This is a genomic window from Paenibacillus sp. 1011MAR3C5, assembly GCF_003591485.1.
Lineage (GTDB): Bacteria > Bacillota > Bacilli > Paenibacillales > Paenibacillaceae > Pristimantibacillus.
Genome location: NZ_QZCF01000008.1, coordinates 112,148 through 125,772, shown reverse-complemented (window position 1 = coordinate 125,772; position 13,625 = coordinate 112,148). Strand labels below are relative to the sequence as shown.

14 protein-coding genes are annotated in these 13,625 nt (G+C 52.2%); 6 read left to right on the top strand and 8 right to left on the bottom strand.

The features are described from left to right. Positions 1–41 precede the first annotated feature (41 nt). The gene (locus D3P07_RS21635; RefSeq protein WP_119802350.1) at positions 42–902 is read right to left on the bottom strand and encodes a pentapeptide repeat-containing protein; all 861 of its coding nucleotides are present in this window, start codon (positions 900–902) and stop codon (positions 42–44) included. Positions 903–988: 86 nt separating this feature from the next. Between D3P07_RS21635 and D3P07_RS21630 the strand changes: the two genes are divergently transcribed. Then, a complete protein-coding gene (locus tag D3P07_RS21630; protein WP_119802349.1) occupies positions 989–1,858 on the top strand; it encodes an aminoglycoside 6-adenylyltransferase in 870 nt (289 codons plus the stop codon). A gap of 65 nt (positions 1,859–1,923) precedes the next feature. Here the strand turns inward: D3P07_RS21630 and D3P07_RS21625 are convergent, their stop codons facing one another. Continuing rightward, positions 1,924–2,454 carry a GNAT family N-acetyltransferase gene (locus D3P07_RS21625; protein ID WP_182914451.1) on the bottom strand — a complete coding sequence of 177 codons (531 nt, stop codon included), beginning with the start codon at positions 2,452–2,454 and terminating at the stop codon, positions 1,924–1,926. 242 nt (positions 2,455–2,696) lie between these two features. On the opposite strand from D3P07_RS21625, the gene D3P07_RS21620 reads away from it, so the two are divergent. From D3P07_RS21620 to D3P07_RS21610, 3 genes are all read left to right on the top strand, one after another. Continuing rightward, a complete protein-coding gene (locus tag D3P07_RS21620) occupies positions 2,697–3,692 on the top strand; it encodes a cell wall hydrolase (protein ID WP_119802347.1) in 996 nt (331 codons plus the stop codon). 188 nt (positions 3,693–3,880) lie between these two features. Then, the gene (locus tag D3P07_RS21615; RefSeq protein ID WP_119802346.1) at positions 3,881–5,242 is read left to right on the top strand and encodes a transglutaminase domain-containing protein; all 1,362 of its coding nucleotides are present in this window, start codon (positions 3,881–3,883) and stop codon (positions 5,240–5,242) included. A 119-nt stretch (positions 5,243–5,361) separates the two neighbouring features. Further along, complete coding sequence (locus D3P07_RS21610; protein ID WP_119802345.1) at positions 5,362–6,150, top strand: TetR/AcrR family transcriptional regulator; 789 nt, start codon at positions 5,362–5,364, stop codon at positions 6,148–6,150. Positions 6,151–6,216: 66 nt separating this feature from the next. Here the strand turns inward: D3P07_RS21610 and D3P07_RS21605 are convergent, their stop codons facing one another. The 5 genes from D3P07_RS21605 to D3P07_RS21585 form a co-directional block, all read right to left on the bottom strand. Continuing rightward, positions 6,217–6,972 (bottom strand): HAD family hydrolase, encoded by a 756-nt coding sequence (locus D3P07_RS21605; RefSeq protein WP_182914450.1) that lies wholly within the window; start codon positions 6,970–6,972, stop codon positions 6,217–6,219. A gap of 357 nt (positions 6,973–7,329) precedes the next feature. After that, positions 7,330–8,118: an ABC transporter permease gene (locus D3P07_RS21600; protein WP_119802343.1), complete on the bottom strand. Its 789-nt coding sequence runs from the start codon at positions 8,116–8,118 to the stop codon at positions 7,330–7,332. Continuing rightward, positions 8,115–9,005 carry an ATP-binding cassette domain-containing protein gene (locus D3P07_RS21595; protein ID WP_119802342.1) on the bottom strand — a complete coding sequence of 297 codons (891 nt, stop codon included), beginning with the start codon at positions 9,003–9,005 and terminating at the stop codon, positions 8,115–8,117. Before D3P07_RS21595 ends, D3P07_RS21600 begins: the two co-directional genes overlap by 4 nt. Positions 9,006–9,210: 205 nt before the next feature. After that, positions 9,211–9,930 (bottom strand): NAD-dependent protein deacylase, encoded by a 720-nt coding sequence (locus D3P07_RS21590; RefSeq protein WP_119802341.1) that lies wholly within the window; start codon positions 9,928–9,930, stop codon positions 9,211–9,213. Positions 9,931–10,017: 87 nt separating this feature from the next. Next, a complete protein-coding gene (locus D3P07_RS21585) occupies positions 10,018–10,572 on the bottom strand; it encodes a CGNR zinc finger domain-containing protein (protein ID WP_119802340.1) in 555 nt (184 codons plus the stop codon). A 136-nt stretch (positions 10,573–10,708) separates the two neighbouring features. Here D3P07_RS21585 and D3P07_RS21580 point away from each other — a divergent pair, with 136 nt between their 5' ends. Further along, on the top strand, positions 10,709–11,188 hold the full coding sequence (locus tag D3P07_RS21580) for a DinB family protein (protein WP_119802339.1): 480 nt from the start codon (positions 10,709–10,711) through the stop codon (positions 11,186–11,188). Positions 11,189–11,326: 138 nt separating this feature from the next. Here D3P07_RS21580 and D3P07_RS21575 read toward each other — a convergent pair whose 3' ends face one another. Further along, on the bottom strand, positions 11,327–11,575 hold the full coding sequence (locus tag D3P07_RS21575) for a hypothetical protein (RefSeq protein WP_119802338.1): 249 nt from the start codon (positions 11,573–11,575) through the stop codon (positions 11,327–11,329). A gap of 260 nt (positions 11,576–11,835) precedes the next feature. Here D3P07_RS21575 and ilvD point away from each other — a divergent pair, with 260 nt between their 5' ends. Continuing rightward, positions 11,836–13,527: a dihydroxy-acid dehydratase gene (ilvD, locus tag D3P07_RS21570; protein ID WP_119802337.1), complete on the top strand. Its 1,692-nt coding sequence runs from the start codon at positions 11,836–11,838 to the stop codon at positions 13,525–13,527. Positions 13,528–13,625: the final 98 nt, after the last annotated feature.

The following is a 13,625-nucleotide window of genomic DNA, read 5'->3' as shown; positions in this document are numbered from 1 at the left end:
AAATGCAGCAGGCAGCGGAATGATTCCGCTGCCTGCTTGCGCTAGCTCCAATGCGCCGGACGCGTAAGCGTTGGCGGGATACGGGTAGAGGCGTCGCCTTTCGCCGAGTTCATCTGAGCTTGCGACAAGTAGAGGCTGCTGGATAGATCGGCGCCGCTCAGATCGGCGTCCCGGAAGTCTACGCCAATGAGGTCGGCCGAACGCAGATCGGCGTTTCTCAGGTTAGCGGCAATCAGATAAGCACCGCGCAGATTGGCAGCCCGCAGATCGGCACCCTTCAAGTTGGCGCCGATGAGGTCGGCTCCGCGGCCGTATGATTTCCGGCGGCCGGATGTTCCTTTAATTCGGCGGAGCTCGTTCTGCCGGACAAGCTCGCTGGCACGGAGCAGCAGCTGGTTCACTTCTGCCCTCCAGCCTGGCACATTCAGCTTCAGCAGCGAGCTTGCATCGAGAGCGACAAGGCGCTCGGTCTCGGCAAGCGCTGTTTGCAGCTCGGAATGAATCTCGGCCGCTTCCGGGCGGGACAGCGCTTCGTTCATATACCAGAGCAGCTCATGCAGCTGCCACATCGCGGGGAACACGTCAAACATAAGTTGCGCCGATTCAGGATGCTCGCGCCAGTCGCGGCCCCCGAAGGTGGACTGCGATACCTGCTGGCCTGCGCCAAAGCAGTCGTATACCGTGCAGCCCTTGAAGCCGAGCTTTCGCAGATCGCGGTGAACGCCGCAGCGGTAGTCCGCCTGCAGATTCGTGCAAGGCTGTCCGGCGGCTTTATCGATGGCGAAGTCCGCCGATGCGGCGAACGGCAGCGCCGTGCAGCATAAGCCGAAGCAGCGTTCGCAGTCCGCCTGCAGCCGGGTAGAGTATTCATTGGCAGAGCTTGTATGTGGTTGAGACATCATACGCCTCCTTCGTTGACTAGTATTCTTTATGGTAGCATAGAAATAGAGTCAATTGGGAGACGATTCATGGAAGGAGAGGAAGCGAGTTGCGAAGCGAACAGGAAATGATAGGCATGGTGCTTGGCATGGCAGAGAAGGATGAGAGGGTAAGGGCCGTTACGCTGGAGGGTTCCAGGACGAATCCTAACGTGCCCAAGGACTTGTTTCGCGATTATGATATCAGCTTCCATGTGACGGATATGCAGTCGTACATCGATCAGCCGGATTGGGTCGATGCGTTCGGCGAAAGAATTCTGATGCAAATACCTGAGGCGATGGCAATGTTTCCGCCTGATCTGGGCAACCGATTCTCCTATTTAATGTTGTTCAAGGACGGCAACCGCATCGATATGACGCTTATTCCGATTGAAGAGAAGGACGATTACGTGAAGGAAGACAAGCTGATGCAGGTTCTGCTGGACAAGGATGGTCTCTTCCCCGATGTGCTCCCTTCGACAGACGTTGATTATTGGGTGAAAAAGCCTTCGGCAGAGTTTTACGCGGACTGCTGCAATGAGTTCTGGTGGGTGGCAACGTATGTCGCCAAAGGATTATGGCGGAAGGAAATGCTATATGCACAGGATCATCTGAACAATCTGATGCGGCCTATGCTGGTAAAGATGCTGGAGTGGCAAGCGGGCATTCGGACGGACTTCTCGTTAAGCGTTGGCAAGAATGGCAAGTTTCTGGACCGTTATATTCCGGAGGACAGCTGGCAGAAGCTGATGGCTACCTATCCGGCAGGCTCGTACGAGAGTGTGTGGCAAGCACTGTTTCTGATGGGCGAGCTGTTCCGTGAGACAGGCCAGTATGTGGCAAGCGAGCTCGGCTTCCTCTATCCGCTGGAAGAGGATTGTGCAGTGACGGCTTATTTGGACAGGGTTAGACGGTTGGACCCTGATGCGAAGAGCATGTAGCGCTCGGGGGCCTGCACATGCAGTGGTGTAAGAGGACGGAGACTTCGCGACTCCGTCTGCTCGAACTATCGATTGGCCTCCAATAGATAGGCGACTTCATGAGGTTCACATGGAAAGCGGACGTCCTTCTTGAAGAGCTGCTTCTCCAGCAAACGGATGGATGCAGCATTCTCGGTATGGGTGAATGCTACGATAGAGCGTAGCTCCATGGCTTGGAAACCGTAGTCGATCACCGCGGTTACGGCCTCATGCATCAGGCCAGCTCTTTGCTCGCTGGGAAGCAGCTCGAATCCAATATCGGCGCATGCTTCCTCCTCCGATATATTCCACAGACAGACCGTGCCAATGAGCCGGTCATTTTCTTTTTTCGCAATCGCCCACATGATCCAATCGTTGTTCGAGATCCCCTCTTGTATTTTGCCAATAAACGCGGCGGCTTCATCGACTGATTGAGCTTGCTTTCGATCTTGGTAGGTCAGGACTTGCGCATCCGATCGTAGGACATACATGTCGTACTGGTCGCTTTCATTCAGTTCTCTTAACTGCAATCGGCTTGTTTCCAAGAGTGGAAAAGGGTTGAATTGCAATTGAATCATCGTGTCCCTCCTTTTATAAAAAAGCGAATGTACGTTCCTGTTCATTGTATAACATTCAAGTTTGGAGATACAGCTTTTTTCGATAAATGGGACAAGAAGCCGTCTGTTTTTTCGCAAAATGGACGCAAAAACGGCCAATTCTGTGAAAACGTTAATCCTGTAAGCGCTTAGAGCTGTGATATAATCTGCGAAGAGCATGGATAACAGGTTCCGCACGGTTCCAATTGAAACGGGAGGTTACTATGATCAGAAGAAGCATGCCGATGGGCAGGCGCACGCTTATGGTATTCATTGCGATGCTGCTGCTTTGCGTCGGACCGCTTTCGGTCGCGGCGGCGGATCTACCGCAGGTTGCGAAGGGCATTACAGTTAAACTTGATGGAGAAGCAGTGGACATAAAAGAACCGGTACGCAAGCAAGACGGACGGATTTATTTGCCCGTTGCGCGAGTGGCAGAGATGTTCGGCGCGAAAGTGAAATGGGATAAGAAGAACGAGGAAGCGACGATACATACCTTATTAGGCGATACGATTGTACTCGGCAACGAAGTGCCTACGGTGTACTTCAATGAAGGACGCTATAAGCTGGAGGAGACGCCATTCCTTGCTGACGGCAAATTGTACATTCCGCTGCGTTATGTAGCAGAGCTGCTTCACGCCACGGTGAAGTGGGATGCGGAGGCGGATACCGCAGAGCTGACGACTGTGGAGCCTGCTATTGTCGCCGAGGACTATGGGGTGGCCGAGATCGCCAAGGAGACCGGACACGGCAAGGCGAAGCTGTTGGAGCGCAATGGCCTGGATGCCAAGGACGAGATCAAGGTTGGTACGAAGCTGCGCGTAGTGATGCCTTCTGTACTGAAGCACAAGGCAAAGGCGTTTACGGAAGAGGATATGACGCTGCTGGCGAAGATTACACAGGTCGAGGCAGGCAACGAATCGTATGAAGGACAACTGGCTGTCGCCAATGTCATCCTGAATCGGGTGAAGGACTCGCGCTTCCCGAATACGGTGAAGGGCGTCATCTATTCCGGCAAGCAATTCCCGCCGGCGCATAACGGGATGCTTGATAAGAGCAAGCCGAACGCGAGCGTGTTGCGTGCTGCCAAGGATGCCCTGAATGGCAAGAACAATGTAGAGAATGCCGTATATTTCTTCAATCCGAAGGTGTCCAAAGGTGAGTTCTGGTCCAACTTGGATGTTATCGTGACGATTGGGCATCATAGCTTTGCTAAATAGAATGAACGATTAAGAAGCTCTGGGAGATTAGATGATTAATCCCCCAGAGCTTTTTTATGTGTCCTTTGTTCTATCAATTAAGGGTTAATTGCCCCAAATTACCTAAAATTGTCTAAAAAGCCTTTGAATTCATAGGAAATATATGCTAGTCTGCGACGGTCAAGGACTTGCCGGAGACGGTTGATGTGATGTATATCGACGGATCGATAGCGCCTCGGCGGATGAATTATATGACAGAGGATGTCGTAATTAAAAGCGATGGTTCGGCGGTCATTAAACATACGGTTGACGGCACGGCTTTCGTCGGATTCATTATTGTGAATTCCATTACGAAGGAAGAATTAGATGCTTTGTCCGAGAGAGCGGAGAAGGAAGCGAACGGCTATGTGCCGCCGAGCAATACGACCGATCATGTACCGGACCCAACGGTTCCGACGATCATTACGGACACGCCTGCTGAGGATGAAGAGGCTTCAGTAGTCACGGCCCAGAAGAAGAACACGGACAAGACGGTTGAGGAAGGGAATGCACAAGCGGTCACAGTGCCTGCCGTAGTTGCGGATGTCCCGGTTAATGCCGAATCGGCTTTGGAAGAATACTTGGCTCTTGGTTTGATTGACGGACAGGAAGAACTGTCGCTGAAGGCGTTCCCAGAGGCGCAGAACTTCGATACCATAACCGATATGCTCGAAAAGGTCATCTATCAGAATCCGATGATTCTGGGCGTTAAGCAATATGCTTATAACTATAAGTCGCTGACGTTGTTACTTAGCTATGAAGATGACCGTGAGACGATTGCCCGCAAGCAGCAGGAGATCGTTGCAGAAGCAGCCCATCTTGTCACGACAATCTTCAAGGCTGATATGCCGGAGGAAGAGAAGCATTTGGCTTTATATGAATATTTGAATGACAATACCGTCTATGACGATGCTGCGCTTGAGGATGCAGAGAAGAATGAATTCAAGACGGTTGATCCGAAGTTTAACGATTCATTTACCACCTATGGCATTATGGTGAAAAAAGTAGGCGTATGCGCGTCCTATGCCTCTACGTACAAGATGCTTAGCGATCTGGCCGGCCTGGAGTCTGTTGTCGTCACTGGCGATATGAACGGCGTGCCGCATGCCTGGAATAAGGTGAAGATCGGCGGTTCATGGGTTCATATAGATGCGACCAACAACGCGACGAATTCGGGTATTCCGTATTTGCTCTATGGCTCCAGTGACGACACGGCTACCGCTTTGAATTTCTATCTGGACGAAGGTTATTGGCTGGACCATGAGCTGGATCAATTCGAATCAACGGATAATTCACGGGATTATTACGTAGCGAACGGTTTGGAGGTCGATTCCGCCAGCACATTTACGAGCAAAGTAGCTGAACGGTTAAAGAGCGGAGACGATGACCTCATCGTCGTTCGTATGACGGAAACGTTGTCGGATAATGAATGGAAGGATTCCTTGATCACGGCTTTTGATCAGGCAGCTATTACCGATCTATCTAATGTTCGAATCGGCTCGCTTGGCACGTACTATATGATTCAGCGGTAGCTTGCCGTCGGTTCCTTCTGCCGTGCGGCCTATGGTATACTGTTTGCGACATACACGATTTGCAGCAAGCAGGTATGGATTTGGTATTTGGACGGATAGAGATGGAGGAATAGCGATACATGTCTGACGGCAATTTGAATGATCCTAATCATGAAGCTTTCAAAAACTTTCCGGGCGGCGTTACCTTGAGCTGGGGCATTGTCAAGAAACCGAGCAGAGGGCCGAAGGGCGAGCTAAGCATCCCCCAGATTGTCCAGGCTGCGGTCGAGATTGCGGACCGCGAAGGCCTCACAGCCTTGTCCATGGGCAAGATTGCGAAGTCGCTTGGGTTTACCACGATGTCCTTATACCGATACGTCTCCAGCAAAAACGATCTCCTGCTTCTTATGCAGGACGCCGTGTGTGACATTCCCGTGCCGGACGAGAACGCCGAACGGGATTGGCGTGAAGAGATGCGCGAATACGTCAGAGCTTGCGTAGGCATATTCCGGGATCATCCCTGGTACAGCGATATTACGATTCGCAATGTGCCGTTGACGCCTAACACGCTGAGGCTGATCGACTGGACGCTGCGCATGATGCGGGACTTTCCGCTCAATGATTATGAGAAAATGTCCTTTGTCCTGCTGCTGAACAGCTATGCTAGAGCGTGCGGCTTGATCGAACGGGACAAAGATGTCGTCATTAAGGGAGGCGACAGCCTGGATGCGTTCAGCGGATCGATCTACACAGCAGGTCTGAAGGCGCTCGTCAAGGAGGAGGACTATCCTCATTTGTATCCGGTTGTGATGGCTGGCGCTTATACCGAAGAAGCTGATAATCCGATCGGAGACGATCTTGCATTTGGGCTGGAGCGTATACTCGACGGCATCGAGCAGTACATCGAGATGAAGAAGACACCTGAGTGAATAGAAGCAAAAAGCAGTGATTCGTGCAAGGGAGAATCGCTGCTTTTTGCTATGGAGGAGCAAGTTCTATGAAGAGGGAATGTTCTCCGTATGCGTGCGGTTTTCTGTATAGTCATGCCCGTGCTGGAATAGGGCGCCGGGTACGCGGATGTATGTGCCGCCGATTTTCTTCATCCAGGAGAGCGGGCGATCTTCTATGACAATGGAGTATGCAGCATGCTGCAGTACGGGCAGATCATGCTTGGAGTCGGCTACGGCGAGCAGGGATTCAGACGGGTAGCGTGTGGCGTGATTTTTTTTGAAATCGCGGAGTTGATCCAGTCCTACCTGTGCGGCTGTCCCGTTCTGCAAGACAGGAAGACATAGGTAATCTACGCCATAGCGTTGCGCCATTCGCTTCACGACAGGTTCGATATTGGTGGATAGAAGAATGACGTTTATGTTGTTTTTCTGCAAATAAGGAATGAGCTGATGCGTGTAGGAAATAAGCCGCGTACGGCATTTCTCTTGGACAAGCTCTTCGGATGCCTGATCGATCTGCTCCGGGGAGAAAGCCCGGAACCGCCGGTAGAATGCCCGCTGGAACCATTCCCGGTTCATGGCATCCAGGAGCAGATAGATAGGCGCCCAGAATGCGGCGAAGCCAGCCAGCCATAGCCGCCATGCCCATGAACGCTTGAAGCTGTTCTTGCGCATACGCAGATATAGCTCAGCGATATTGGCTTTCACGAGCGTATTATCGACGTCGATCAGCGCGTGCTTTACGCCATTGCGAATCCATTGATCAAGCTCGGGTGTATACGTATTCAAAGGCTTGTCCACGTTCGGCAGTCTCCCTCTACTCGGATCTATCTTGATATGGTAAATTTTATATGTATTAGTTTGAGTGAGAGCGGGTTTTCTGTCAACTGAATGCGGGATTTTAATGTCATTATATTTGCGGTTTCACTCGCAATCGTAGGATTCCAATTCGTCAAGCTGCGCCAGGAAAAACGGCTTGAAGCGAAAAAGCAGAAGGAGTAAGGCGAACTGGCAGAAACAGCAGACAGTAAGGATTTCTCGCTAGAGCAAACCGAACAGAATTCATGCGCGATTAGAGCCGTGTACCCCAACCGTTTCGCTCATGGAACGGTTGGGGTACACGGCTCTTTAAGTAGACATGGCGAGTCTGCGATATGTTTAGCGGCGGCCCGATCTCATGCGGAAGGCGATTGTGCACCAGATGAGGGACAGGAGCAGGATGCCTGCACACCAGAGCAGCGCGAGCCATCCGTTATTGCCGGTGGGTCCGCCAATGAGCAGCGCTCGAAGCGCCTCGATGACCGGCGTAATGGGCTGGTGGTTCGCAAAGCCCTGAAGCCAAGATGGCATCGTGTCTGTCGGAACGAACGCGCTCGACAGATAAGGGAGGAACAGGAGTGCAAAGCCGTATCCGCTGGCAGCTGCGGGGCTTCCCGTTACGAGGCCAATCGCTGCGAACAGCCACGTATAGGTCAAGATGAACAAGACAATCAGCCCAAGCGCGATTATCCAATCGCTTAAGTCAGCCACGGGCTGGAAGCCAAGCAGAAGAGCGACGCCGACAACAATGCATGTCGCCAGCATATTGCGGACGACACTAGCGACGACATGCCCGGTCACGACGCTGACGGCCCGAATTGGCATCGTCCGGAAGCGGTCGATGATGCCGTTCGTCATATCGGTCGCTACATCGACAGCGGTGCTGGATGATCCATATCCGGCGCACAATAAGATTATGCCAGGAACGACATAGGTGACGTAGCGTCCTGTCGTATCAATCGCTCCTCCGAATACATAGGTGAAAAGCAGCATAAGAAACACAGGGAGTATAATCGCCATCAGCAGCGATTCGACATTGCGCAGGCTATGGCGCAGGCTTCTCCCGATAAAGACAAGATTGGTCGTCATGAGCGAAGGCGTTTTTTGCACAGCTCCGGCCGTATTCATGAGATGGATGCCTCCTTTGTTTCGGTTGCGGTCAGGGCTAGGAATACGTCATCCATGCTTGGTTTACGAATCGTGATTTTGGTATCGGGGTTGAAAGCATGCGCGGCGCTGTTTAGCACCTGTTTGACATCAGCAAGTCCTCCCGTAGTCGGATAGGAGCCTATAAGCTCATCTTGACTATTGCGCAGCTCGATTACTTCACCGCCGACCCGCGACTTCAACTCATCCGCTGTACCGGATGCGACGATGCGCCCTCCGTGAATGACCGCAATTTCATCGGCCAGCTCATCCGCTTCTTCCAAGTATTGCGTTGTCAGAAATACGGTGATGCCTTGCTGCTTGAGGCCGAGAATCATCTCCCAGAGCGTGCGGCGGCTAATGGTATCCAGTCCGGTCGTGGGTTCATCAAGGAAAAGCACCGGACGATGCGTGACGAGGCTGATTGCCAGATCAAGCCGCCGCCGCATGCCGCCGGAGTAGGTCCTCGCCCGTTTGGACGCGGCATCCTCCAGATCGAACTGCTTAAGAAGCTCATTAGTTCTGGCATTGGCCTCAGACTGCGATAAGCCGGACAGCCTGCACATCATGCGCAAGTTTTCGGCTCCTGTCAGCAGTTCATCTACGGCAGCGAATTGCCCTGTTAAGCTGATGGAGCGTTTGACTTCCTTTTGCTCAGTTTCGACATCGTACCCAGCTACCTTTACGCTGCCTTCATCCAGCTTGGTCAAGGAGGATAGAATGTGGATGAGTGTTGTCTTGCCTGCACCGTTCGGTCCGAGCAAGGCGAAGATCGTGCCGGAGGGCACGGCTAGATTAACGCCCTTCAGAATTGCCGTTTTGCCAAATGATTTGACTAAGCCTTTCACTTCAATCGCATTTTGGGTCAAGTGTGCTCACCTCTTTATATTGTTTATTATATAAACAGTATATGTGGCACACGGTATATTCACCTCGTTCTTAAGACTGATTTTTAACGGGCCGCTCGGATGACTCTGCACGAACAAAGCCCCTGCGGCGGCCAATGTGATTGGCTGCTGCAGGGGCTTTGGTTTGTGGTTCTTTAGTTGGCGAGATATGGTTTGGCTCAAATAATCACCAAGACGCTTGAACAGTGCGGAACGTTTCCACAATATCCCCATGAACAACGATATCGAACAAGCCATCCATCTCGGTCGCTTCGCGGTTCAAGAGAGCCCGGCGGCCTTTGCTGTAACGGGGCAATTCCTTTACGGGATAAACCTTTAATGACGTTCCAATCGCAAGGAACAGATCTGCTTTGGCGGCAGCATCGAAGGCTTCCTCCAGATGCTTGACCATCCCCTCGAACAATACGACATCCGGTTTTAAAATAAATCCGTCCTTGGCGCAGCGCGGAACATCCTCGCTGATCAGATGCTCCAGGCCGTAGGCTGTGCGGCACTTCGGACAATAGGCGGTATGGATGGAGCCGTGCACATCCAGGATGCGGCTGCTGCCCGCTTTGCTGTGCAGGCCGTCGACGTTTTGAGTGATGATGGTCACTTCTTTGCCCGCTTGCTCCAGTTCGTGCAGAAACAGATGGCCGAGATTAGGCTCATACTGTTGAATCGCTTGAAAGTGAAAGATCGTTTTGAAGTATGTCCAAAAGGTTTTGGGATGCCGATGATAGTAGGTTTCCGACAGAATCGTCTCGACATCCAGCTTCTGATCATATAGGCCGCCGCGGGATCGAAAGTCTGGTATGCCGCTTGCCGTACTGATACCAGCGCCGGTCAGGACCGCAATACTCTTCGCTTGATATAATGCTTCAGTCAATTGCTCGGTAGAATGCATGCTTATTCACCTCAATTAAAAACATGGACTATTATTTATTCTAAAAACGAGCGTCGGGAGGTATGGTTCTGCTATGACTATGCAGATTTACTTAGACTCCGACCTTTTCCGTTCCCGGAAGCGCCTCACCTTCATGAGATTGCCGCACATCTTGTCATCGCAGAATCGCTTGGAGCGATTGCGCGTATCGTCCAGGAATACCCACTTGCAGTTATTGTTCTCGCATATTCGGATTCGATTTCCCTGTCCGTCAGCCAACGTCTGCGCGAAGCTGGCGGCTACTTCTGACAGGACGCTCTTCCATGTATGCTCTTGCGGCAGCCATACGATTCGAATGGTCTCATCTTCTTGTCTTATTTCGCGGACAGCTGCGCTTTGCACCAGCTTTTCATTCACGGTATTCATCATCTCGCGGGTTACGGTCGCGTCCATCGATAATTGAATGGCGAAATCACGCAGATGTTCCCTGAATCGCAGCAGGGTGTCCATTTCTTCTGCCGGAACCGGCAGTGGAGCGCGAAGCTTCCAGCTCTCCAGGAAAGCGGCTTGCCAATCCGGCTTCAGCAGCTGGTCCTCCGAGTGACCGTCTCCCCTCCAGTCATGCCATAAACTATTGGCGAAGTCGGTCCATAGCTTGTCCATCCTTCATGACCTCCAACTTATTGCGAGTGTAACCACCTAAAATAAATTAGATGGTTGCAATTGTATTTTACCTATGTTACCTTCTCATTGTAACGTTCGAAATAACAATTAGCTAGTTACAATTTGGGGGGAGCTGATGGAGTTGAACAAGGTTGAGTTATTGCTGCTGCAGAGGGAGCAAGCGTGGGACAAAGAGGAATGGATCGTGCCGCTGGCCGTTGCACTGGATGGGCTGACAGCGAAGGTTGCGGCTTGGGAGCCTGTTGGAGGCGGCAATTCCATATGGCAGACGCTGCTCCACATTAATTATTACAACGAGGATCTATTATATCGGCTGAGAAACCAACCTTTGGGCCCTCGGGTTACCAATAAAGCTACATTTGGCACCACAGGCCAGCCGGACGACGAAGAGGGTTGGCAGGCTGTGGTAGCCAGGGCGCACGAGCTCGCGGAAGGTCTGCGGGAGACGATTGCCTCGCTGTCCGATGAGGATCTGGAGAAACCGTTCGCTTCTTCGACAATTGGCCAGGAGTTGTCCATATGGCTGCTGCATGACGCGTATCATAGCGGCCAGATTGTATTGATTCGAAGACAGCTGGGAGCATGGCGCCAGTAGATTTAACCGGATATTTGCTAGATGAGGCAAGACGGCTTTCCGACAATCGGAGAGCCGTTTTGTTATGATTATTTTTCGGGATACTCCCACTCCAGGTTTTCAATCGTCTCCAAATAATGATTGTCGTGTTTCAACACTTTATGGAGTACGGTCTACTTTCCACAGCTTCGTATTCGCCAGATCCTCCAGAATGTTCTGCATAATTTCCTTGTCTTTTATGGTAAGCTTTCCTCCATCGGAAAACCGGTGAACGTGAATTTTGATCGGTTCGTTGTCCCCCAATTGATCCAAGACTTGTTTCTGAAAGGAAGTGAAGGTGAGCCGATCCGCGATAACAATGACAAAGACGATCGCCAATAGAATAGAGAGAACTTGTCTGATTTTCATGAAGCAGCCTCCTTTTCATAAGGAAATGTCTCACAATCGCAGCCATTCCTTAGATGATTTCGCTACCAAGTATATTCGCCATTCCATTGAGGTGCAACGTTAAATGCCAGGCATGGATCTCGATTCCATCGATTAGCCCTTGTTATCTTTGTCAAAACTACACATCAGGGCACACCATAGAACTTAACATTGAATTTCGCATTCATATGCGATATATTGCATATTAACGGAAGCGATAAATAGTTAAAGGAGCGATGGATATGGCAGGCAAAAAGGATTTGAGGATTCGCAGCATCGTCATTAGCGAAGGCGCCAATCGGATGCCGAACAGAGCGATGCTGCGCGCTGTCGGGTTTACGGATGAGGATTTCAAGAAGCCGATGATCGGCGTAGCGAGTACATGGAGCGAGGTTACCCCCTGCAATATGCATATTAACGAGCTGGCCGTTCGGGCAAAGGCAGGGCTTGCCCGGCATGGAGGTGCGCCGCTGATCTTCAATACGATTACCGTATCGGACGGCATATCGATGGGGCATGAAGGCATGACCTATTCGCTTCCAAGCCGCGAGGCGATTGCCGATTCCATCGAGATTGTCACAGGTGCCGAACGGTTCGATGGGCTCGTGGCGATTGGCGGCTGCGACAAGAATACGCCGGCTTGCCTCATGGCGATTGGACGACTGAACGTACCGTCGGTCTATGTATACGGCGGAACGATACAGCCGGGCGAGCTGAACGGGAAGCCGGTCGATATCGTTAGCGCTTTTGAAGCGGTCGGGCAATACCATGACGGCAAAATGACGGAAAAAGAGCTTCATAAAGTGGAATGCAGCGTCTGTCCAGGGCCAGGGGCATGCGGCGGAATGTACACCGCCAACACGATGGCAGCTGCTGCCGAAGCGATGGGCATGAGTCTTCCCGGCTCCGCCTCGACGCCAGCCATCGCGGGACGAAAGGCGGAGGAATGCGAGGAGGCGGGCGCGGCAGTCATGGCCTTGCTGGAGAAGGGCATCTATCCTCGCGACATTATGACGAAGCAGGCATTCGAAAATGCGATTACCGTCGTCATGGCGCTCGGGGGTTCTACGAATGCATTCCTCCATCTGATCGCAATCGCCCACTCCGCAGGCGTGGAGCTGACGTATGACGATTTTGAGCGCATTCGGGTGAAGGTTCCGCATCTAGCCGATTTGAAGCCAAGCGGCCAATTCGTCATGCAGGATTTGAATAATGCGGGCGGTGTAACGGGGGTGATGAAGCTGCTTCTGGAGCAGGGACTGCTGCACGGCGACTGTATGACCGTTACAGGACGGACATTAGCGGAGAATCTGGCGGCAAGCGAGCCGCTTCATGAGGGCCAGAAGGTCATTCGTCCGTTCAGCGAGCCGCTTAAGCCAAGCGGGCCGTTGGTCGTTCTTCGCGGCAACCTTGCGCCAGACGGGGCGATTGCGAAGATGTCGGGGATGAAGAAGCTGCGATTCACCGGACCTGCCAAAGTATATGACAGCGAGGAAGCTGCCACGGAAGCGATTATCCGGGATGAAATCCAGCGCGGGGATGTGCTGGTCATTCGCTATTGCGGGCCGAAGGGCGGACCAGGCATGCCGGAGATGCTGTCGGTGACAGCACTGATCGTCGGCAAAGGCTTGAGCGGCGAAGTGGCTCTCTTGACCGACGGCCGATTCTCCGGCGGCTCCCATGGCTTTGTCATTGGGCATGCCGCACCGGAGGCGCAGACAGGCGGGCCGATCGCGCTGCTGCGCTCCGGAGATATGATTACGATCGACAGCGAGTCGCAGAGGATTGACTTCGACGTATCGGACGAAGAGCTGAATCAGCGCAGGAGGTCATGGGTACAGCCGCCGCTGAAACGTACGTCCGGTGCACTCGCGAAGTACGCCCGGCTTGTATCGTCAGCGAGCAAAGGCGCAGTAACTGATTTAGCGGAGTAGTGAAAAGGAACCTGCGAACCTGCTTATGTTCATCTGATAGGCATGCTATACTGTCCTTATTCCCAGATAAAGGACGGATGTTATGATTCGATCCCTGT